General features: G+C 62.4%; 19 protein-coding genes. 10 read left to right on the top strand and 9 right to left on the bottom strand.

From position 1 onward, the window contains the following. On the top strand, positions 1-930 hold the full coding sequence (locus tag ACNQPB_RS13500) for a threonine/serine dehydratase (RefSeq protein ID WP_498752477.1): 930 nt from the start codon (positions 1-3) through the stop codon (positions 928-930). A gap of 14 nt (positions 931-944) precedes the next feature. Here ACNQPB_RS13500 and ACNQPB_RS13495 read toward each other — a convergent pair whose 3' ends face one another. The 3 genes from ACNQPB_RS13495 to ACNQPB_RS13485 form a co-directional block, all read right to left on the bottom strand. Continuing rightward, positions 945-1400, bottom strand: coding sequence for a MarR family winged helix-turn-helix transcriptional regulator (locus ACNQPB_RS13495; protein ID WP_498752475.1), 456 nt, complete (start codon positions 1398-1400; stop codon positions 945-947). 89 nt (positions 1401-1489) lie between these two features. Next, entirely contained in the window at positions 1490-2443 is a 954-nt protein-coding gene (locus ACNQPB_RS13490; RefSeq protein WP_498752473.1) for a D-2-hydroxyacid dehydrogenase family protein, read from the bottom strand. 1289 nt (positions 2444-3732) lie between these two features. Next, positions 3733-4092: a hypothetical protein gene (locus ACNQPB_RS13485; protein ID WP_498752553.1), complete on the bottom strand. Its 360-nt coding sequence runs from the start codon at positions 4090-4092 to the stop codon at positions 3733-3735. Positions 4093-4230: 138 nt separating this feature from the next. Between ACNQPB_RS13485 and ACNQPB_RS13480 the strand changes: the two genes are divergently transcribed. Continuing rightward, a complete protein-coding gene (locus tag ACNQPB_RS13480) occupies positions 4231-5220 on the top strand; it encodes a HesA/MoeB/ThiF family protein (RefSeq protein ID WP_498752550.1) in 990 nt (329 codons plus the stop codon). 20 nt (positions 5221-5240) lie between these two features. On the opposite strand, the gene ACNQPB_RS13475 is transcribed toward ACNQPB_RS13480, so the two are convergent. Continuing rightward, entirely contained in the window at positions 5241-6731 is a 1491-nt protein-coding gene (locus tag ACNQPB_RS13475; RefSeq protein ID WP_498752471.1) for a hypothetical protein, read from the bottom strand. A 304-nt stretch (positions 6732-7035) separates the two neighbouring features. Beyond that, on the bottom strand, positions 7036-7392 hold the full coding sequence (locus ACNQPB_RS13470) for a helix-turn-helix domain-containing protein (protein ID WP_498752470.1): 357 nt from the start codon (positions 7390-7392) through the stop codon (positions 7036-7038). Between the two features lie 286 nt (positions 7393-7678). Between ACNQPB_RS13470 and ACNQPB_RS13465 the strand changes: the two genes are divergently transcribed. Further along, the gene (locus ACNQPB_RS13465; RefSeq protein WP_498752469.1) at positions 7679-8434 is read left to right on the top strand and encodes a DUF5131 family protein; all 756 of its coding nucleotides are present in this window, start codon (positions 7679-7681) and stop codon (positions 8432-8434) included. On the opposite strand, the gene tcmP is transcribed toward ACNQPB_RS13465, so the two are convergent. Further along, the gene (tcmP, locus tag ACNQPB_RS13460; protein ID WP_498752467.1) at positions 8398-9561 is read right to left on the bottom strand and encodes a three-Cys-motif partner protein TcmP; all 1164 of its coding nucleotides are present in this window, start codon (positions 9559-9561) and stop codon (positions 8398-8400) included. The two genes, ACNQPB_RS13465 and tcmP, sit on opposite strands and share 37 nt — an antisense overlap. Positions 9562-10095: 534 nt before the next feature. Between tcmP and ACNQPB_RS13455 the strand changes: the two genes are divergently transcribed. After that, a complete protein-coding gene (locus tag ACNQPB_RS13455) occupies positions 10096-11142 on the top strand; it encodes a threonine/serine dehydratase (RefSeq protein ID WP_498752466.1) in 1047 nt (348 codons plus the stop codon). Here the strand turns inward: ACNQPB_RS13455 and ACNQPB_RS13450 are convergent. Further along, positions 11096-12091 (bottom strand): ABC transporter substrate-binding protein, encoded by a 996-nt coding sequence (locus ACNQPB_RS13450; protein WP_498752464.1) that lies wholly within the window; start codon positions 12089-12091, stop codon positions 11096-11098. The genes ACNQPB_RS13455 and ACNQPB_RS13450 overlap by 47 nt on opposite strands. Before the next feature lie 406 nt (positions 12092-12497). Here ACNQPB_RS13450 and ACNQPB_RS13445 point away from each other — a divergent pair, with 406 nt between their 5' ends. The 5 genes from ACNQPB_RS13445 (at position 12498) to ACNQPB_RS13425 (ending at position 18096) form a co-directional block, all read left to right on the top strand. After that, complete coding sequence (locus ACNQPB_RS13445; protein ID WP_498752462.1) at positions 12498-14684, top strand: PxKF domain-containing protein; 2187 nt, start codon at positions 12498-12500, stop codon at positions 14682-14684. A 155-nt stretch (positions 14685-14839) separates the two neighbouring features. Further along, the gene (locus ACNQPB_RS13440) at positions 14840-15901 is read left to right on the top strand and encodes an NADP-dependent oxidoreductase (RefSeq protein ID WP_498752460.1); all 1062 of its coding nucleotides are present in this window, start codon (positions 14840-14842) and stop codon (positions 15899-15901) included. Continuing rightward, positions 15898-16758 carry an alpha/beta fold hydrolase gene (locus tag ACNQPB_RS13435; protein WP_498752458.1) on the top strand — a complete coding sequence of 287 codons (861 nt, stop codon included), beginning with the start codon at positions 15898-15900 and terminating at the stop codon, positions 16756-16758. Before ACNQPB_RS13440 ends, ACNQPB_RS13435 begins: the two co-directional genes overlap by 4 nt. A gap of 137 nt (positions 16759-16895) precedes the next feature. Next, positions 16896-17498 (top strand): TetR/AcrR family transcriptional regulator, encoded by a 603-nt coding sequence (locus tag ACNQPB_RS13430; RefSeq protein WP_498752456.1) that lies wholly within the window; start codon positions 16896-16898, stop codon positions 17496-17498. A 70-nt stretch (positions 17499-17568) separates the two neighbouring features. After that, positions 17569-18096 carry a hypothetical protein gene (locus ACNQPB_RS13425; protein ID WP_498752454.1) on the top strand — a complete coding sequence of 176 codons (528 nt, stop codon included), beginning with the start codon at positions 17569-17571 and terminating at the stop codon, positions 18094-18096. Between the two features lie 254 nt (positions 18097-18350). Here the strand turns inward: ACNQPB_RS13425 and ACNQPB_RS13420 are convergent, their stop codons facing one another. Then, on the bottom strand, positions 18351-18779 hold the full coding sequence (locus ACNQPB_RS13420; RefSeq protein ID WP_498752452.1) for a hypothetical protein: 429 nt from the start codon (positions 18777-18779) through the stop codon (positions 18351-18353). 177 nt (positions 18780-18956) lie between these two features. On the opposite strand from ACNQPB_RS13420, the gene ACNQPB_RS13415 reads away from it, so the two are divergent. Next, entirely contained in the window at positions 18957-19946 is a 990-nt protein-coding gene (locus ACNQPB_RS13415; protein ID WP_498752450.1) for an LLM class flavin-dependent oxidoreductase, read from the top strand. Here the strand turns inward: ACNQPB_RS13415 and ACNQPB_RS13410 are convergent. Continuing rightward, complete coding sequence (locus tag ACNQPB_RS13410; RefSeq protein WP_498752449.1) at positions 19943-20863, bottom strand: LysR family transcriptional regulator; 921 nt, start codon at positions 20861-20863, stop codon at positions 19943-19945. The genes ACNQPB_RS13415 and ACNQPB_RS13410 overlap by 4 nt on opposite strands. Positions 20864-20909: the final 46 nt, after the last annotated feature.

Below are 20909 nucleotides of genomic sequence, written 5' to 3'. Positions count from 1 at the left end.
ATGATCACTCGCGCTGACGTCGAGGCAGCCTATGCAAGGACAGATGGCCTCATCCGCCGCACCCCGCTGGCCGCTGCAGGAGAAGGCCTGCCCTACACGCTCTGGTTCAAGTGCGAGTTCATGCAGCACACCGGCTCCTTCAAGGCGCGCGGGGCATTCAACCGGCTGCTGACGGCGCGCGAAGCCGGCGAACTGTCGGAGGCCGCCGGGATCGTGATCGCCTCGGGCGGAAATGCGGGACTGGCCAACGCCTACGCGGCGGCCCGGCTCGGTGTGCCCGCCACTGTCTTCGTGCCCGAGACCGCCCCTGCCAACAAGGTGAAGAAACTCCACGCCATCGGTGCCACCGTGGTGCAGCACGGCACGGAATACGCAGAGTCCTATACCGCCGCCGTCGACTTCGCGGCATCCAGCGGTGCCGTCCTCTGCCATGCCTATGACCAGCCCGAAATCGTGGCCGGCGCAGGCGGGGTGGGGCTTGAGTTACTGGACGAACTGCCCGACGTCGACACGATCCTCGTGGCGGTTGGCGGCGGAGGGCTGATCGGCGGAATCGCGGCCGCCGTCGAGGGACGTGCCCGGGTGGTGGGGGTGGAACCCGAAACAGTACCGACCCTGCACGAGGCACTGGCCGCCGGCCGGCCCGTGGACGTTTCGGTGTCCGGAATCGCGGCGGACTCCCTCGGAGCGCGCCGGATCGGTGATATCGGTTTCGATGTTGCCCGCCGCACCGGCGTGCAGAGCGTCCTGGTCAGCGACGATGACATCATCGACGCGCGGTCCAGGCTGTGGGAGAGCCACCGGATCGTCGTGGAACACGGTGCCGCGGCTGCCTATGCGGCCTTGCTGTCCGGCGCTTACCGCCCCGCCGACGGCGAGACTGTCGCCGTCGTGCTTTGCGGGGCAAACACCGATCCCGCAACCCTGTAGTTCCTATCGCCCTCTCAGATCCCGCGGGCAGATCTCCCCAGCCGACGCAGCAATTCGGCGAGTGTGGCCTGCTCCTCGCGCGTCAGCACACTGAAATCTCCGACGAGGTGCTCGACATAGCCCGGCATGATCTCCTCGACCCTCCGCTGGCCCGCCGGGGTCAAACTCACGCGGACCACGCGCTTGTCGCTTAGATCGCGTTCACGGCGCACCAAGCCGAGCTTTTCCAGGTTGCCCAGGACCAGCGTGAAGTTGTTCGGGGTTTTCAGGTGCTTCCTCGCCAGCCTGCCCGCAGTCATTGGTCCGAGGTGGAACAGCGTCTCCAGCGCGCCGAACTGGGTTGCAGTCAGCCCGGCTTCGGCTATCAGCCGGCCGCTGCGGGACTCAACAGCCGCGGCTGCGCGGACGAGCTTGACGAAGACATCCAGTGCGGCCTCTTCGGCCGGTTTACCCTTGAAATGCGTCGCCACACGCCCATCTTACAGAACCCGATTTTCGGCCCGCCCGGCAGGCCGAACGGCACCTGCTGGGGCGCCCGCGGCAGCCACAGCGCAAGCATTCAAAGCACCCGCACCGGCTTGCCCTGCGCCCATGCGCGGACGTCTTCGAAGGCCTCGCCGTAGTAGCAGGTGTAGCTTTCGGCAGTGACGTACCCGAGGTGCGGGGTCAATACGGTGCGCGGGGCGTCGAGGAGTGGATGGTCCGCGGGGAGGGGCTCGACGTCGTACACGTCCAGCGCAGCGCCGCCCAGCCAGCCTTCGTTCAGTCCGCGCAGCAGCGCGTCCTCGTCCACGAGGGGACCGCGGGCCGTGTTGACCAGGATGCCGTCCGGCCCGAGCAGCCGGAGTTCCTCCTCGCCAACGACCCCGCGCGAGCGGTCGGAGAGCCGCACGTGGACGCTGACGACGTCGGCCTCCCGGAACAGCGCTTCTTTGCTCACCTTTCGGACGCCGACGGCAGCCGCGGTTTCCTCGCGCAGGTTGGGGCTCCAGGCGATCACGTTCATGCCGAACGCCTGAGCGTAGCCGGCGATCTTGGTGCCGATCTTGCCCAGGCCCAGCACGCCGAGGGTCTTGCCGGCCAGTTCAAACCCGACAGTGCTTTGAAGGCGACCGTTGCGCATGGCATTGCCCTCGAATTGCAGGTTTCGCGCGGCAGCCAGCAAGAGCGCCCATGTCATTTCGGGTGCGGCTGCTGCGGACCCGCCGGTGCCGCAGACCGTGATGCCCAGTTCGTGGGCGGTTTCGATGTCGATCGACGAGTTGGCCATTCCGGTGGTGACCAGCAGCTTCAGCTTGGGCAACTGGTGGAGCCGGGCGGCCGTGAAGGCGGTGCGTTCGCGCATTGCCACGACGATGCTGAACTCGCGCAGCGCCTGGACTAGGTCCTCTTCGTCCTGAAAAGGCTCACTGAAGACGGCGACGTCGATTCCGTCGGCGGCGAGTTGGTCCCAAGGGGCATAGTCGTAGGCGACACCCTGGTAGTCATCGAGGATGGCGAGGCGCTGGCGCATGGTTCTCCTTTTGGTCCTGTACGGGGAGGGTTCGTTGGAGTCCACGATATGCGGGGTTAGGTGGGACGGTGGGAGAGGTGGGTTGTAACCGGTGCGGTCTGGATAATTGCTCCGCCTAACAGAAGCGCGGCCGTCGCCTCTAAACGCAGAGCAGGTTTCACATGACGTATGCGCTGTTATCGGCGTTGAGAGCGATTCGCATGGCGAAACGCAGATCAGATGCCCTTCTACCTAACTTGCCGCGTGGTCGCTCTTGCTGACGCATTCTGACGTCTGCGTCATTACCGGGCGCAACAACGCGTCCACGAGATGGAAAGGATGAACGGACTGGCTGCGCAGTCAGCATTCCTTGGAGCGGCTAGATTCGACGCCAGCGGATCGGATTCTGAGCCAACTTAGATGGAAGCGGACGGCTTAAGACTGATCGTTTAGAGCGGCGTTGGCGGCCGAGCCCTTGAAGGCGGGAACTGCGGGGCCGCGGCTCCCACCGGTCAAGAGTCCACGATTGCCAGCCTCCGCTGATTCAGAGCTGACGACGATGCGCTCGTCAGGCTCTTGGAGCGTACCTTGTCGCTGACGCTGACACCCCCGCGACTGTTGGCCGTTGCTGAAAGACAACGGCTGACGAAGCCATGTTGACAGCCGTTATGAGCAATGCTTAGAATTATGAGCAAGGCCAAAATATGGCCAATTGAAATGGAGATGTGTTGGAAACTTCACTGCAGGGACAGAGTCCAAACGCGCGGCGGCAGAAGCAGGTTCAGGTCACTATTGACGGCGAGGAGACTCTTCTCCCAGACGGGGAGACTACTCCGAACGAAATTCTTGGCCTTGTGGGCCTTGATCCAGCGAGCCACTACCTGGTTGAAGTACAAGGACGGCACCAGAATTCGTACCAAGGCGCGGGTGACAGGGCCATCCGGGTCCACAACAACCAGGTGTTTATCAGCCTCTCCACCGGCCCCACCCCGACCTCATGAGTGGGCAGGAGGAATTTGCCCGACAGGCAGAAGCTATCGGGTTGGCGGATATTCGGGTTGACGCGGACTGGGTTTTCTTCGAGTTGCCGATACATGCTGGTGGGCATGCTGGCGAAAGTCGGCGAATCGCCGCTCAGGTTCCGGCGGACTTCCCTGACACGCCGCCTCCCGGCCCGCATGTCAGCCCGGCGACCACCCATCCGGCCGGTGCAGTTCATGCTTCACCGCTCGGCCCTGATTGGGTCTATTGGAGCAGGCCCATTCAGTCCTGGCCGGCGGACCGTTCAGTCAAGTCATGGGTCCGGCATGTTAGAAGCCTCTTTGCGCAGGTGACTGGTGGATAGCTTTAGTGCAGCGTTCGGTGCGACTGTTCATACAGCGCTTCTTGACCATCTCATCCGTGATGACGGCGACGAGGATCTGACGTTCGCCGTCTGGAGGCCCTCTGTAGGCGCTAAACGTCAGACGGCTATCCTCACTGACCTCGTTCTGCCTCAGGCCGGTGATCGTCATGTGCACGGAAATGTTTCCTTTGAGTCTCAATATTTTCTGCGTGCTTGTGACGTTGCCGCAGAGCTCGGCGGTGGAATTGCCCTGATACATTCCCATCCGAAGGCCAGTAGTTGGCCGAAATTGAGTGACGATGACTTCAATGCGGAGGCTGGGCATGCTGCACAGGCCCTAGCGCTTACGGGTCAGCCTCTGGTTGGCTTGACTCTCGCCGGGGGCAACAAGAAGTACAGTGCAAGGATCTGGCGACGCACTGAAAAGCGTCGCTGGGAGCCACGGTGGGCGGACAATGTCCGCGTGATCGGGGATCGCTTAGAGGTTTCATTGCCGCGGGGCACCGAGAAGTATTCGCAGCGGTACCAACGACGCACGATTGATTCTTGGGGGACCGGCGTCCAGCAGATTATCGGCTCGTTGCGAGTCGGAATCGTTGGGGCTGGGAGCGTAGGCTCCCAGATAGTTGAGGCGCTTGCCCGCACAGGTTTCGGTGATCTCGTAATTCTTGATTACGACGCTGTGGAGGACCATAACCTCGATCGGATCCTCAATGCCACGGCAGACCATGCCAGCCGCTCGGCACCAAAAGCCGAGGTGGCGGCGGCAGCCGCCGCTAAGCATGCGACAAATCCGCACTTTAGGGTTGCATGGAGTGAAGCCAGCGCAATCGAGGCTCGAGGAATCGAATTACTCAAGGACTGTGATCTGATCTTCTCTTGCGTTGACCGGCCGGCCGGCCGGGCGGCGCTGAATGCCCTCGCATATGCGCACCTGATCCCTGTCATTGACGGTGGCGTGCTCGTGAGTCCAGGACGAAATATGATGCGAGGTGCCGAGTGGCGGGCGCATGTGGCTGCTCCAGGTCGCCGGTGTTTGGAGTGCTTGGGGCAATTTGATTCGGGATTGGTCCAAGCAGACCGGGATGGGCTGCTCGCTGACCCCAGCTATCTTGATCAGCTGCTCGACAGCAGTCCATTGAAGCGAAATGAAAATGTGTTTGCGTTTTCGGCGGCAGCGTCTGCGCAGCAGGTTCTGGCTGCTCTGCGCATGATTGTCGCCCCAGCCGGAGTCGGCGATATTGGGGCGCAAACTTTCCATTTCGCCAGCGGTACCGTCGACTTGGATACTCGGGGGTGTGAACCGGGCTGCATCTACGAGGCAATGACTGGGGCGGCGGACAGGGGAGGGCGACCGACCGTCCACCGACACATTTCCGCCGAACGAGCGCGACTGGAGCGAAGAGGCCTCTCTGATAAGGACCCATGCACGGAACCAGTCGATCAGACTTAGCGTGGGGATGAGCCCCTGAATTATTCGCCCGTTGTTGAGCGTGCATCCCGATCACTGAGGTACGGAGCGACGGAGGAGATCTTAACCTGCCGAATGGTCTCGTGATCGAACGCCTGACTTATGGCCATCGACTCCACATGCGCACACAGGACGCCCGTAAGCGCGAGTCGCTCGGGCGATGCGTGGGTTGCATCCAAAATGATCTCGCCGAGAACGCTGGGTTGGGAGTTTCTTCTTGCTGTTCGGTCGATCGCCTCGATGACCCAAATGTATTTCGACATATGGGTGGTCCGATAAAGCAGCGTGAGATCAGGGTCGAGACCCCGAAGAGGCAGCCGCTTCTTGTAGTCATTCGAGGCCACGGCATAGGTCTGGTAGGCCAGCTCGTCGGCAGCCAGCGCCTGGGCGGCCCGGCCAGGTGCTCCATTCGGCCCTGTAGACCACTGTTTGGTAGCCAATTCCAGCCATGCCGCACCAGTTGCCTCTGCGCGCTCGGCATCGATGTTCATCCGCGGCATCAGAGGGGTCAAGATGAACTTCCATGGTTGGTGCGCCTGGTCGGGCTCGTTCCAAGGATCATCGACGGGTATGTAAGGACCGCGTGCGTCGTCGTGGCGCCAAAGTGTCAATCGACCGTGTCCACGACTTGGAGTGCGGTCCCAAGCCACGACCACCCAAGCGTGGGAGTTAGAGACGACTATTGGCGGCAAATCCGAGTTCACGTAGCGGCACAAGACACCGTACAAACTTGTGCTCCCGGCCGCTGGGCGCACGTTTGGCCCAGAATCGATTGCAGGCTCCAGCATTCCCGTCGGAAGGCCAAGACGATCCAGCGCGTTGAGCATCTGCGACGGAGACAACCCGTCGGAGGGCATTTGACGTCCAACCACCAAACCGCCGGTGGCAGCATCCCGAACCTCGCTAGGCGTTCTCTTCGGCAACCCGTGACGCAGACTTGCATGGCGCAAAACCATCCAAATTGAGGCGTGGGCGCAGCGTAAGTATTGGGCGTCTTGACTGATGAAAGGCATTGCCGTCACTGTCAGTTCGAAGCCAAAGAGGTTGACCTTTTCGGGGACTCCTGCGACGGAGGCAGCCTTAAGTTCCGGCGGAGCCTGGATCATGGTCCGGCCCACTGGGGTTCCTGGCAAGGGCCGGATTACTGAATATCCACGGTAAGCCTCGACGTGATTGTCCAGGTCACTAAAGTCCGGTGGAACCTGAGCAGCAAAGAAATGCAGGCGGTGACATACCGAGGGATAACGGCGGAACGTGGATCCATAAAAATTTGCGTGCTCGCTTCGCCAGTCGCTGTCGATGTATCGCTTCTCGACGACAACTGACTGCACTCCGTGAGCTTTGGCGATCTCAATGATGCGTTCTAGCGGCAAAGATGGCGTGTTTGGCGCTGTGTAGTTGGATCGGATGACATCCCATCCGCCTGGAGCCCCGACATCGACCACTTCACCGGGGTCGTCGTCGGGGCTCCATTGATCGAACGCCAGCGACATTCAGTTCGCTCCTTGTGTTTTGTTTTGAAAGCAAGTTCAGACTAATGAATACGGACGCTTGCTTCCTCATTTTCGGCGCTTCGCTCTGACTCCTTGATGTTGCGCATACGCCTCTCCCACTCGACAACGATGTCGGTGGACTGCTCAAAATTGAGTAACTCGGCAAGGGTTGTCTGTACCGTTAGACCCGGCCGAGTGATTGACTGCGTAGACATACTCGCTCCTCCTGTTGATGGAAGGATACAAGGGTGGTCTGACATTCTGCGGACCACAGCTTGCAACCTAATCGTCGCGGACTGTCATGCTAACGCTGGGACTTCAGGAACGCGAGGAAGTCCATTACTTGTTTCGTTTCCTGCTCAGTGAGGTCAGAGAGTGCGCTTGCCGGAACCCCGGCGATCCGCGCGAGGCGGGATTCAGTCGGAAGCTGATTTGAATCCGATGGGAGGCCTGCGATTCGGAGGATCTCCGAATATTCAACCCCATACACTCGAGCTAGCTCAAAAAGAATCTTGGTAGATGGAATCTTGATTGAGCCGCTCTCAATTTGGCTTAGGTAGCCGTTTTTGACCACACCCTCAGACAGTTCTTCCACGCGTCGAAGTGTGTACCCTACCGCTTTCCGGGCAGCACGAAGATACGTGCCAAGGTCGGTGTTCATTTTCTTAGGATAGCAAGTGTTGCTCAGAATAACTAGCAAGACTCACTGCAAGTACCCTCTCGTCCATGGCTGCGGAACTTTGGCCGCAAGGGTGGGCGTTGATGCCTGGAAGCTACCCGTTCCCAGGACCGTTCAGGGGGCCTGGCTGCTGCTGTCCTGTTCTTGCGCGTGTGGGCCGCTTCCGAGAGTGTGAACTTTCAAAGCGCCAGCGCGACACGATCGGCCCGGTGGTGTCCACGACTACCACATCCTTAGAACATACTTTCGATTGCGCTAGTCTGTCCTAGTGTCTGATAAGAGCTCTATCGAGTGGACCGAAGCTACCTGGAACCCGACGACAGGTTGCGACCGCGTGTCAGCAGGCTGCGATAACTGTTATGCACTGACGCTAGCCAGGCGATTGAAGGCGATGGGGGCAGCAAAGTATCAGAATGATGGAGACCCCAGGACGAGTGGTCCTGGTTTCGGTCTCGCTGTTCATCCTGAAGCTCTTTCCACGCCATATTCTTGGAAGCGCCCGCGAGTCGTATTTGTGAATTCTATGAGCGACCTATTTCATGCCAGGGTTCCGCTGTCGTTCATTCGGGACGTTTTTGAAGTCATTTCGGAGACGCCACGCCACACCTATCAGGTCTTAACCAAGCGGCCTCGTCGTTTGGCCCGGATTGCTGATCAGCTTCAATGGCCAAGCAACTTATGGATGGGCACGAGCGTGGAGTCGGCAGACCAGTATCAGAGAGTGCTCGATCTCGTAAAAGTGCCGGCCTCAGTGCGGTTCATTTCGTGCGAACCCCTCCTCGGCCCGATTCCAGACGTTCCGCTGGGTGCAATCGATTGGGTGATAGCCGGAGGTGAGAGCGGATCCAAGGCGAGGCGAATGGACCCAGAGTGGGTTCGGGAGCTGCGGGACAGTTGCCTATCTTCAGGTACTCCGTTCTTCTTCAAGCAGTGGGGAGGCATCCGCCCCAAGAGCGGAGGGCGGGAACTGGACGGTCAAACGTGGGATCAGATGCCAGCCGGTAAGCCAACCCTGGCGATGTAGGCGCGTTGTAGCTTACCTTTTGCGGTGCCAGAGGGGATGATTCCTCGTGCCTCCAGAGACTTCAGTGCCAAACGGATGTGCTTTTCCCGTGCAAGACCAAGTGTGCGTCCAAGTACATGGTCAAGCTTGTCCTCTAAGGTAAACCCGGGGAAAGTGCCTAATAGGCTTTCCAAGTTCGACTCAATTTCTTCGCTCCACGCGAGTTCGTTGTCGTCGAACGCGAGGCCCCTCAACTCGGCCTGACCACCTGCCATACCTTCCTTCTGCTCTACGAGCCATTGGCGCCAATCCTTCCTTGCAAGAGACATGGCGTTATTCATCTCCCAGAGACCGTCAGGGTGGCGAGTGAAGAGTATGAGCTCGTAAACCGGCTTAGCTTCAAGGGAGTCGGAAACATCGGCAGTGATGTAACTACATCTCGTGGCCAGAGCGACGCGATCGGCGAAACCGACCAAGACTTCCGTTACCCAACCGTCAGGCTCGGATTCCGCCAGCTCGTGCCACCAGTCTCCGCCGAGGGCCTTATCCAGGGCCGTTATTTGAGCTGCTTTTGCGGCGTAACGCTTCTCAGACCGGAGAGCTCCGGAAATACGTCTTACTGCCTCGTAAGAGAAATTCATCAGTAACTCAGTTTTAGGCTGGTTTGATCTGGGAAGGTTGGGCTGGTCTCGGGACGTTAGAACCTGAACCACGCGGTCAAATGGAACAGTTAGGCCAAAGGGATCAAGGAAGACAAACAGTGGGTGATCGCCTATGGAGGCTAAAACATGATTGAGGTGCTCTTCGACCGGACCTTGTCTAACTTCGTAGCTCGTCGGATCAACGCCCTTCTCCGAGAGTAAATTCCGCAGTTGAGAGCAGTATGTCTGCTCCCGCTCGCTGAACACGGTATGAACCCGCCGTAGATTTTCCATCGCGACTGCGGTATCTACCAACAGCTCCGGTGAGCCAGGCTGGTTGTTGGCATATCGTCCGGGTCCGGAATAGGCGTCGTAGACGACAACTTTCCCATCCTGTGCGGTTGATCCAACTTTTCCCGCCCAGGCCGGTATGTACGCCTTCAATAGCTTGTGCTTATAGACTGCAGCAGCCTGCGGTGATTCAAAGAAGTTTTTTGTGCTGCTCATGATTCCCCCAGATCGTCTGTGACATTTGAGCGTAATGCCTCTACCTGTGATCTGTTAGACGGCGCAACGAATCCAAGCGTGTTCTCGCGGGAGTTCCGGACCTTGGTCCCCTCCACCCCCACTCCGTAAGAGGCGTTTCCTTCCTACCCATAGGTTGTCATAACATCTGTCAGCTCTCTCGACCTTGCCCGGAGGGAGGTTATCGATCTCAGCTCCCGAGAAGCATCCATGATGGCCAGATTAACTGAGACGAACCCCGTAAGACCGTATATGCCAAGTAATTTGCGAATGGTCGACTCAGTTGAGGCCGGATTCGGGTAGCGCTAAGGTGAGAAGGAGGTTAGTTTGATCTCTCATTCTGACAACCTATTAACTTTATATTAGGTCAACTATCGGTTGCCGTCCTTCGCCGCCTTGTACGCAGCTCCGCGTTCGGGCCACAGGTCAGGTCCGCACGGCAAGACCGCGCGATGCGCCGCCATCCTTTCCGCCCTCCCCAACACACGAGGATGGGCGGCGAGGAAAGGCAGAAGGATGATCACCCGTACAGATGTAGAGGCAGCCTACGCACGGACTACCGGCCTGATCCGGCGCACGCCGATGGTTGCGGCCGGGGAAGAATTGCCGTTCACCCTCTGGTTCAAATGCGAATTCATGCAGCACACCGGCTCGTTCAAGGCACGTGGCGCCTTCAATCGGCAGCTCACGGCTTGGGAGGGCGGCGAGCTCTCCGAAACCGCAGGAATCGTGGTTGCTTCCGGGGGAAATGCCGGCCTGGCCAACGCCTACGCTGCGGCCCGCCTGGGAGTGCCCGCCACGGTCTTTGTCCCCGAGACGGCAACCGCTAACAAGGTCGCGAAACTTCATGCCATTGGCGCCACAGTGGTGCAGCACGGGGCAGAGTACGCAGAGGCTTTCACCGCCGCTGCCGAGTTCGCGGCATCCAGCGGCGCGATTCTCTGCCATGCCTACGACCAGCCCGGGATCGTGGCCGGCGCCGGAGGCGTCGGGCTTGAGATCCTGGCCGAACTGCCCGACGTCGACACCCTCCTGGTGGCCGTTGGCGGGGGCGGGCTGATGGGCGGCATCGCCGCCGCTGTCGAAGGCAAGGCCAGAGTGGTGGGAGTCGAGCCGGAGACGGTGCCGACCTTTCACGAGGCCCTCGCCGCTGGCCGGCCTGTGGACGTTTCTGTGTCCGGAAGCGCGGCGGATTCACTCGGGGCGCGCCGCATCGGCGAAATCGGCTTCGATGTCGCCCGGCGTACCGGCGTGCAGAGCGTCCTGGTCAGCGACGACGACATCATCGATGCGCGGCGGCGCTTGTGGGAGAGCCACCGGATCGTCGTCGAGCATGGAGCGGCGGCTGCCTACGTTGCCCTGCTGTCCGGGGCGTACCGGCCCGCCGACGGTGAGACGGTGGCCGTCGTGCTCTGCGGTGCGAACACCGATCCTTCGAGCTTGTCGACGAACGATTGCTCCGTAAGTGTCGTTCTCACACGTCTGAACGACACCTACGGAGCAATAGATAACAGCCCTACTTCTTCGGCAACCCGGCCGGGTTCAGCTCCGATTTCGCAATAGCCTCCGAAGCCAACCCCCACCGGTCCAGAATCTTCCCGTAGGTCCCGTTTTTAATCAGCGAATTCAAAGCCGCCTGCGCAGCAACCGCGAGGCCGTTGCCCTTCTTGGTGGTAAACGCGATGTCGGCCTTCAGCGGCCAGCCGCCGTTCACCGTGCCCACCTGCTTGGTCTTGCCGTCCTTCGCCGCCTTGTACGCGGCCCCCGCGTTTGGACCGAAGGTCAGGTCCGCACGGCCGGACTGGATCGCCAGCGACGAGGCCGAGTCGTCGTCGTAATACTGGAACTCAACCGGCGCCAGGCCGTTCTTCTTGTTCTCCTCGTCCCAGCGCACCAGGATCGCCTCCTGGTTGGTGCCCGAGCCCACGATCACCCGCTTGCCCGCCACGTCCTTCGCCTCCTTGATCTCGCCGATGTTCGAGTCGCTCTTCGCATAGAAGCCCAGGAGGTCCGTGCGGTAGGTAGCGAAGTCGAACTTCTCCTTCCGCGCCTCGGTGACTGTGACGTTGGAGAGCACGGCCTCGTGCTTGGAGGACTCGATGCCCAGCGGCCAGTCCGCCCACGCCACCGGCAGTACCTCCACCTTCAGGCCGAGGGTCTCGCCCACCGCGTAGGCCAGGTCCACTTCGTTGCCGATCAGCGTCTTGTTGTCCGTCGCGAACAGGCTGAGCGGCGCGGTGCCGCCCGTGGTGACCACTGTCAGCTTGCCATCCGCCTTGATGGCCTCCGGCACCAGGGCCGCGGCGGCGTCGTCCTTGCTCACCGGGAAACGGTCCTGCTCGGGGCTGAGGTTGAAGGTCTTCCCACCTATGGCAGCGGACGACGACGGCGCTGCCGCCCCCTGGGCGCCTTGGGCTGCGGTTGCGCCCGGGTCCGAGCAAGCCGCAAGTCCGAGAGTTGCTGCTGCCGCAAGGACCAGCGCGGTGCCCTTTGTGAAGGCCGGAATAGCCATGGAATACCCCTGTTTTTCTGCTGAACGGTGTGCTTGTGGCAGCAACTATCCTGCAGCGAAAACAGGCCAGTCAAAGCACTTTGAAACGCTTGGATACAGGGCGAAACCGGGCTTAACGGCGGGTCCGCGAAGGTCATATTCGGAACCCGGGCGGGAAGGAACCAAGTAGTGCGGCGAAACAAAGGCCGGAAAAGACGAGTACTCGCCGGAGAAAGACGGGTGGGGATTACGCGTGTGCCCTGTGCAAGCCCGGTCCTACCGTGGGAAAACGCTGCGGCCGCGGGGGCTGCACCAGTCTGGGGAGGCACTCAAAATGGGAAAACCAGCATGTCAGCACGCGCCCGGAAAACGGGAAAAATTACGGAAAACAGGTCTCAAGGCGGGCGTTGCGCTGGCCACGGGTGCCTTGTTCCTCTCCGCAGCCGGGGTTGCCTGGGCGGATAACATCTACAACAACCTCGACGCCACCGTTGATTCGGTTGCCGAAGTCATGCCGCTGAACGCGGGAGGCGCCACCGGAAGCACAGTCCTGGCACTGGACCCGACCAACGGGGACGGAAAGAGCGGCTGCAATCTCACGGGCTCCACCATCCTGACGCTCAGCCTCACTTCAAGCCAGCCGTCGGTGGCCACCGTCAGCCCCTCCAGTCTCACCTTCACGTCCTGCGGCGATACCAAGACGGCGACGGTGACTCCCCTCACCTCAGGCTCGACCACCGTGAGCGCGAACGTGGTGAGCAACACCTCGGGCGGAACCTTCGACCTTGCGCCGGCAACATTCCAGGTGAACGTCACCGCCCCCGCCCCGTCAAACACCGCGCCTACGCTGTCCATCAGCGGGGTCTCCGCCGGTTCCTCCTACTCCAAGGGATCCGTGCCGGCGGCGGTCTGCAACGTCACTGACGCCGAGGACGGCCCGAGTTCCTTCGCGGCGAGCCTGAGCGCTGTCAGCGGGCCGGACGCCGCCACCGGCGTCGGAAGCCAGACAGCAAGCTGCAGCTACACGGACGCCGGCGGCCTCCACGCTGCCAGCTCCCTGAACTACAACATCGTCGATGCGACAGCCCCTGGAATCAGCTACACACTCAACCCTGTAGCGCCTGACGGACTCAACGGCTGGTACCGCAGCGAGGTCTTCCTGGACTGGACGGTCACTGAATCCGATTCGCCCAGCACCCTGTCGCTGACCGGCTGCTCCGACGAACTCATCAGCCTCGACCAGCTTCCGGCGGACCACAGCTGCAGCGCGAGCAGCAGCGGCGGATCGGCCGGTCCGGTAACCGTGTCCATCAAGAAGGACGGCACGGCACCTGGCGTTGCCTACACAAGCGCCAGCGGAACGGCCGGCGACAACGGCTGGTACACCTCGGATGTGACCGCAACCTTCACGGGTACGGACGCGACCTCGGGTCCGGTGTCGGCCACGCAGACGGCCACCAGCAGCGGTGAGGGATCCGCCGTCGTCGTGGAGAGCCCGGCATTCGCGGACAACGCGGGCAACGAGACCGCGGCCGGTGCGGCCAGCCACAGCTTCATGATCGACAAGACGGCGCCGGGTGTTGCCTACACCAGCGCAAGCGGCACCGCGGGCAATGATGGCTGGTACACCTCGGACGTGACCGCCACGTTCACCGGCTCCGATGCGACCTCCGGGCCGGCTAACGCCACGCAGACCGCCACCTCCTCCGGTGAGGGTTCCGCCGTCGTGGTCCAGAGCCCCGAGTTCAAGGACAACGCCGGCAACGTGACCGCCGCAGGTGCGGCCAGCCACAGCTTCAAGATCGACAAGACCGCACCGGACGTTGCCTACACCAGCGCCAGCGGTACGGTCGGAGCCAACGGTTGGTACACCTCGGATGTGACGGCGACGTTCACGGGTACGGACGCGACGTCCGGTCCGGCGTCGGCCACGCAGACGGCTACCAGCAGCGGTGAGGGTTCGGCCGTCGTGGTGCAGAGCCCGGCGTTCGAGGACACTGCCGGCAACGTGACGGCGGCAGGTGCGGCCAGCCACAGCTACAAGGTGGACAAGACCGATCCCACGGCCTCGTTCGATTCGGTGGTGGCCAACGCCTACTTCGGCTCCGTCGCGGCGGCCCCGAGCTGCACGGCTTCGGATGATGTATCCGGCCCGGCCGGCTGCGTTGTTACCGGATACTCCAACCTGGTCGGCACGCACACGCTGACGGCGACGGCCACGGACAACGCCGGCCGTACCTCCACCGCCCAGCAGACGTACACGGTGATGGCCTGGACGATCAAGGGCTTCTACCAGCCGGTTGACATGAACGGTGTGCTGAACACCGTGAAGGGCGGCAGCACCGTTCCGGCGAAGTTCGAGGTCTTTGCCGGCAGCACGGAACTGACGGACACCAACCTGGTGACGATGAGCGCAGCGAAGATCACCTGCACCCTGACCACCGTCGATGACATCGAGCTGACGTCCACGGGGAACACCTCGCTCCGCTACGACGCAACCGGCGGCCAGTTCATCTACAACTGGAAGACCCCGGCCACCCCGGGATCCTGCTACAAGCTGACGATGAAGGCGGCCGACGGCTCCAGCATCTACGCAAACTTCAAGATGAAGTAAAGAGCGTCGTTGCTCACACGAAGGCCTGGGGCATGACCCCGGGCCTTCGTGCGTGTTGCGCTCACGCAGCTTCCTTGACAATTTTAGTGAGTGTGCTCAATATTGAGTGTAGTCAGTATTCGATCTGGCCTGACACACCGAAGGAGCACCTGCAAATGAGAGCGTTCGTCGTCACCAAGTACAAAGGGCCGGTACAGGAGGCCGACGTTCCCGAGCCCGAGGTTGGAGAACGGGACGTGCTCGTCCAGGTGGAGGCCGCGGGACTCAACCAGCTCGACGAGAAGATCCGGGCGGGCGAGTTCAAGCGGATCCTTCCCTACAAGCTCCCGTTGACCTTGGGCAACGATCTCGCCGGGACTGTCATCCGGGTCGGCGCCAAGGTCCGGGGTTTCGCGCCGGGTGACGAGGTGTTCGCCCGGCCGGGGAAGGAACGCATCGGAACGTTCGCCGAGCGCATCTCCGTGGCCGAGGCCGATCTGGCGTTGAAGCCGGCGTCGATCAGCATGGAGGAGGCAGCCTCACTGCCGCTGGTGGCGCTGACGGCATGGCAGGCCCTCGTGGAGCGCGGGAAGGTCCGGCCGGGACAGAAGGTCCTCGTCCATGCCGGAGCGGGCGGGGTCGGATCCATCGCGATCCAGCTCGCCAAATACCTCGGCGCCACCGTGGCCACCACGGCCAGCGCCGCCAACTCGGAATTCGTCCGCGGCCTCGGCGCGGACACCGTGATCGACTATCGCACCCAGGACTTCGAACAGCTCCTCGAGGGCTATGACCTGGTGCTCGACAGCCTCGGCGGCGGGAACCTCGGGAAATCCCTCCGTGTGCTGCGCCCCGGCGGCAAGGCCATCGGTATCTCCGGCCCGCCGGACCCTGCCTTCGCCCGGGAGATGGGCCTGAACCCGGCGCTGCGCCTGGCGATCAGCGGCCTCAGTGCCGGCATCCGCCGTCAGGCCCGGAAGCTGGGCGTGAGTTACGAGTTCCTCTTCATGCGCGCCAACGGTGAGCAGCTCACCCGGATCGCCGGGCTGGTCGACGACGGCGTGTTGCGTCCCGTGGTCGGACGCACCTTCCCGTTCGACCAAACTCCCCAGGCCTTGCAGGCCATCGAAACGGGCGGCATCCGCGGCAAGGCCGTCATCAGCAACCCTTCGCCGGCCACCCCGGCGGCGATCATCACCGGCGTCGTCATCAACCACACATCAGGAGAACAATCATGAGCGCCACCGGCAAGCAGCCAGCCATCACCTCCTACGCAAAGGCCCCGGCCCGCACCATCGACGCCGGCGGGATCAGCTACGCTTACCGCGAGCTGGGACCCAGGGGAGGGGTACCCGTCATTTTCTTCGTGCACCTCGCCGCCACGTTGGATAACTGGGATCCCCGGATTATCGACGCCATCGCCAAGGATCACCACGTCATCACCTTCGACAACCGTGGCGTGGGAGCCTCCTCCGGCGCCGTCCCCGACAGCATCGAAGCAATGGCCGATGACGCCTACACCTTCATCAAAGCGCTCGGTTTCGACACGATCGATGTCTTCTCTTTCTCGCTGGGCGGCATGATCGCCCAAGCCCTCGTCCTCAAGCACCCCGAGCTGGTCCGCAAGCTCATCCTCACCGGGACCGGCCCCAGAGGCGGGAAAGACATGGACAAGGTCGCCGGGATCACCTACTACGACATACTGCGTGCCACCCTGACCGGGTCCGATCCAAAGGAGTTCCTGTTCTTCAGCCGCAACACCGCCGGCAAGCGCGCAGGCAAGGCATTTGTGAAACGTCTGGCGGAACGCACCGAAGAACGTGATGCCCCGATCAACGTCAAGGCCTTCCGCACGCAACTTAAAGCGATCAAGAAGTGGGGCCGGGGCGCGCCCTCGGACCTGTCCACGATCACCCAACCCGCACTGATCGCAAACGGCGACAACGACCGCATGGTGCCATCCGTCCTCTCCGAGGACCTCCACCGTCGCATCGCCGGATCCGAACTGATCATTTACCCTGATTCCGGTCACGGCGGGATCTTCCAGTTCCACGAACAATTCGCCCCGATAGCAGCCAAGTTCTTAGCCAGCTGACGCCGAAGACACCGGGAAAGGGAGGTTTGCCGCGTCCCGGCATGATGCGAAAATGAACAACAGCAAATCCGAGCCCACGCGGTACTGACTAGGATCAGCACCGAACCCAGTCGGAAATCTGTATTCCGGAGGACCCCATGCCCCTTGCCCCACAACCGGTCGGCCGCCGCGAACGGAACAAGCAGGAGAAGCTTGACCGCATCACTGCCGCGGCCCGCGAGCTGTTCGCCCAGCATGGGGTCGATGAAGTCACCACGCAGCAGATCGCCGACAAAGCCGATATTGGCGCCGGGACCTTGTTCCTTTACGCCAAGTCCAAGGGGGAACTCCTTCTCCTGGTGCAGAATTCGAGCTACACCGACGCGCTCGTGCGGGGCAAGGCAGCCGCCGAAAACACGCCGGACGTGCTGGACGCACTGATGGCCATTGTCCGGCCGGTCGTCGAGTGCAACAGGGTCCAAATCGACAACGGACGCACCTACCTACGGGAGATGATCTTCGGCGATCCCGAGGAACCCCACCACCGCGACGCCCTCGCCCTCACCGTCCAGACTGAGGAGGCGATCATCGCAGTGCTTCGACGAGATCAGTGCATCACTCCCAACGACGCTTCAACGTTGGCGCGCATCGTCTCCGCGATCATGTTCCTGGCCATGGCAGCACCATTCCATACCGCCAGTACGGTCGAAGACATCCTCCAGGACATCAGGAACCAGGTAGCGGTCCTGCTGCCCCGGTGACGTCCATTTCGGATTGGCAACCGATGAGAGCCGGGCGAAAGATTGCCGGGCGTGACGCTAGAGTGCGGGAATGAGGTATTCCGTTGCCCAGTGGATCGAATTCCGCGGTGTGCGCCGCGGCCTTGTGTGGCAGTCCGACGACGAGACACCGGTTGAGGGCGACACCGACGGCGTCTTGATCGACGACGACGGCCGAATCATCTGGGCGCGGACAGCGCGAGAGCTCGGCGAGCTGGCTGAGCGACAAGGACTCACGCTCGAAGAGGGAACAGCCGAGCTGGTGAAGCTGGACGGGTTGGAGAAGCTGCTTACACTGCCGATTTCGGACGACATCTGCAATCAACTCATCAACGCGTGGAATCTCTTGGGCGACATCGCCCGCAGTGTCGGAGCCAGCCTCGACGACCGCACCGCAGAAGTGGACCGATGCTACGACAAGCTCTTCCGCGGGCTGAACATGAAGTGCATCACTCCGCCAGGTGAGCACTACGCTCCTCACTTCAAGAAATCTGAGAGACGCCTGATCAAAGAAGTCTTTAACCGCGGGCGGATCATTCTGGCGGCACGGCTGCAGGAACACGCGCCCGCCGAAGGGTAGACAACGTGAGACTGCAAGCATTCACGACCAAGGCGTCCTTGCGATCGGAAATGACGCATTCCACCCTGGTGACATTCGCTGGCCAATCCTGCACCGCAGCTGCCTGCTCATACGAGAGGCTTGGGTTGGATCCTGCGGCGAACTTCATGGTCAGAAGGTCACTCGCCGCGAGCTGTTCGGGAGTGACACTGACAATGAGAGCTATTCCGCGGACTCTGATGCGCATCTCGGTCAGACCTTTCAGCACGGAACCCCTAATGGTGATGGTGCTCGTGCCCTTCCGCCCCGTGCGCGTGCCCTTCCGCATCGTGCTTCTCCGCCTCGATCCCTGCGGCCTGGGCGAGGTGCTGCCAGCCGGCGTCGCTGAGGGCGTGGTAGCTGATGTGCAGCTCCGCGGCGGGATCCTTGGTGGCAACGGTGTCGCGCAGCTCGAGTGCCGAGACAAGCTTCTCCGCAGCCGTCAGGAACGCCTGGACTTGGGGATTGAGTCCGTCCGGCCATCGTGTGGCGGCGACGGCGATTCGCGCATTCTTGATCAGCGCAACCCAGTTGCGGTCGATCTTGGGTGCCGGGCCGGTGAGGTTGGTGGCGATGCCATGGAAGCCGACGTTGTCGATGAACGCGAGGGCGGCGAGGACGCCGGCAGTTCCCTCGGCGTGGCTGTTGTGGGGGTCCTGGGTCATGGTGCTCTCCTCTGTCGGTTCAAGGATGCGCCGCGGCGGGAAGCCGTTCAAGACACGGCGACTTCTGAGCAGTGACCCCGCCCACCCGGCTTTCAGGAATTTCCCGGCCACCCGCCGTCGTTGTCCCAAATGCGGCCGGAGCGCGGCCGATACGAATCCTGAAAGGCCGGCACCGACGTGACTGTTCCCCTCTCCATCCTCGACCTGGCAATCATCGGCAAAGGCCAGACGGCGGCGGAGAGCTTCGCGGGCAGCGTCGCCATGGCGCAACTGGCCGAGCGGCTCGGCTACCGGCGGATCTGGTACGCCGAGCACCACAACATGGCCAGCATCGCCTCTTCGGCCACGAGCGTGCTGATCGCGCACATCGCCGCGCACACGGAAAGCATTCGCCTGGGTGCCGGCGGGATCATGCTGCCCAACCACTCGCCGCTGACCATCGCCGAGCAGTTCGGCACCCTCGAAACCCTGCACCCGGGCCGCATCGACCTTGGCCTTGGCCGCGCGCCTGGCAGCGACCAGAACACCATGCGCGCCCTGCGCCGGGACCCGACGGCGGCAGACACTTTCCCGCAGGATGTCCTCGAGCTGCAGGGCTACTTGAGCGGGCCCAGCCGGATCCAGGGCGTGGAGGCGACGCCGGGACGCGGCACGAACGTGCCGCTCTACATTCTCGGTTCCTCACTGTTCGGCGCGCGGCTGGCTGCCCAGCTCGGACTCCCGTACGCCTTCGCCTCGCACTTTGCACCGGCCGCGCTGCAGGACGCCGTCGCGCTCTACCGCCGCGAGTTCAAGCCTTCCGGACAGCTTGCGGAACCGTACGTGATCGCCGGCGTGAATGTGGTGGCCGCGGACTCGGCGCCAGACGCTCAGCAGATGCTGCTCGACGTCAAGCGGGCGCGCATCTCCACCTTCTTCGGCAACGGCCGCACCTTCACGGACGACGAGGCCGACCTCATCCTCGACTCGCCCCAGGGCCAGCACGTGGCGCAGATGATGCAGTACTCGGCGGTCGGGACACCGGACGCCGTGCGCGAGTACCTCGACGAATTCGCCAAGCAAGCCGACGCGGACGAACTCATCGTTGCCCACCAAAGCACCGGCACGCAGAGCCGTCTCCGCTCTGTCGAGCTCACCGCCCAGGCCGTGGGGCTGGTGCCGGCCTAGGGCTTGCTTTCAGCCGGCGGGGCGACCTCCGCCACCAACGCCGTGAACGCCCGGGCCGCGGGGCTGGGATTCAGGCGGTCCCAGATCAGGTACTCGTGCCGCGCCGTTTCCTCCGTGACCGGCACGACGGCGACTCCCGCCAGGCGCGCGGCGAAACGGCTCGGCAGCAGGGTGACGGCGAGCCCGTTGACGATCAGCTCCCGCGTCAGCTCGATCGAGCCCAGCTCGTAGGCGACCTGGCGTTCGACGCCGGCCCGGGCGAAGGCGGCGTCGCTCTGCTTCCGCCCGGCGGAGGTCCGGGGGAAGTCGGCGAACGCTTCTTCGGCCAGTTCCTTCAGTGACAGCTTCTTGCGCCGGGCCAGCGGATGCTCCTCGCTGAGGACTGCCGCGAGGGTGTCCCGGTTCAGTTCCCGGATCGCGACACCCTGCACAGAGCCTTGCTCGACGCTCCCGGCCGGGAAGGTGCCGTCGAGGAGGCCCAGGAATGCCACATCGAGTGCGCCGTTGCGGACTTCCTGGATCATTTCCTCGCTGTTGGAAACCCGGGCTTCAAGGGTGAGTTCCGGGAAGCGGCTGCGGCATTCGCGCAGCAATGAGGGCAGTTCGACGGCGGTGAGCGTGGGGATGAAGCCGATCCGCAGCTTGCCGCGCACAGCCCCGTCGGCGGCAGCCGCCTCGTCCCGCGCCCGCTCCGCAGCCTCCAGCGCTGCGCGGGCGTGCGGCAGGAAGGCCCGGCCGGCCTCGGTCAGCTGGACCTGCCGGCTCGACCGCACGAACAGCTGCACTCCGAGCTCGCGTTCCAAAGCCGCGAGCTGGTGGCTCAGCGCCGATTGCACCACGAAGTTCCGGGCCGCCGCGCGGGTGAAGCTGCCGGTTTCCGCGATGCCCACCACGTACCGCATCTGCTGCAAATCCATGCATCTATTCTGCTCATCATTCAAATGAAATCTATGTGTTGGACTC

This window comes from Curtobacterium sp. LFS079, assembly GCF_047977865.1.
GTDB lineage: Bacteria > Actinomycetota > Actinomycetes > Actinomycetales > Micrococcaceae > Arthrobacter.
This window is presented reverse-complemented; position numbering and strand designations above follow the sequence as displayed.

Excerpts from the sequence above, each read along its gene's own strand:
- ACNQPB_RS13500 (WP_498752477.1), top strand. The coding sequence starts at position 1 with ATGATCACTCGCGCTGACGTCGAGGCAGCCTATGCAAGGACAGATGGC.
- ACNQPB_RS13490 (WP_498752473.1), bottom strand. The coding sequence starts at position 2,443 with ATGCGCCAGCGCCTCGCCATCCTCGATGACTACCAGGGTGTCGCCTAC.
- ACNQPB_RS13485 (WP_498752553.1), bottom strand. The coding sequence starts at position 4,092 with ATGCCCAGCCTCCGCATTGAAGTCATCGTCACTCAATTTCGGCCAACT.
- ACNQPB_RS13475 (WP_498752471.1), bottom strand. The coding sequence starts at position 6,731 with ATGTCGCTGGCGTTCGATCAATGGAGCCCCGACGACGACCCCGGTGAA.
- ACNQPB_RS13470 (WP_498752470.1), bottom strand. The coding sequence starts at position 7,392 with ATGAACACCGACCTTGGCACGTATCTTCGTGCTGCCCGGAAAGCGGTA.
- tcmP (WP_498752467.1), bottom strand. The coding sequence starts at position 9,561 with ATGAGCAGCACAAAAAACTTCTTTGAATCACCGCAGGCTGCTGCAGTC.
- ACNQPB_RS13455 (WP_498752466.1), top strand. The coding sequence starts at position 10,096 with ATGATCACCCGTACAGATGTAGAGGCAGCCTACGCACGGACTACCGGC.
- ACNQPB_RS13450 (WP_498752464.1), bottom strand. The coding sequence starts at position 12,091 with ATGGCTATTCCGGCCTTCACAAAGGGCACCGCGCTGGTCCTTGCGGCA.
- ACNQPB_RS13440 (WP_498752460.1), top strand. The coding sequence starts at position 14,840 with ATGAGAGCGTTCGTCGTCACCAAGTACAAAGGGCCGGTACAGGAGGCC.
- ACNQPB_RS13435 (WP_498752458.1), top strand. The coding sequence starts at position 15,898 with ATGAGCGCCACCGGCAAGCAGCCAGCCATCACCTCCTACGCAAAGGCC.
- ACNQPB_RS13430 (WP_498752456.1), top strand. The coding sequence starts at position 16,896 with ATGCCCCTTGCCCCACAACCGGTCGGCCGCCGCGAACGGAACAAGCAG.
- ACNQPB_RS13425 (WP_498752454.1), top strand. The coding sequence starts at position 17,569 with ATGAGGTATTCCGTTGCCCAGTGGATCGAATTCCGCGGTGTGCGCCGC.
- ACNQPB_RS13420 (WP_498752452.1), bottom strand. The coding sequence starts at position 18,779 with ATGACCCAGGACCCCCACAACAGCCACGCCGAGGGAACTGCCGGCGTC.
- ACNQPB_RS13410 (WP_498752449.1), bottom strand. The coding sequence starts at position 20,863 with ATGGATTTGCAGCAGATGCGGTACGTGGTGGGCATCGCGGAAACCGGC.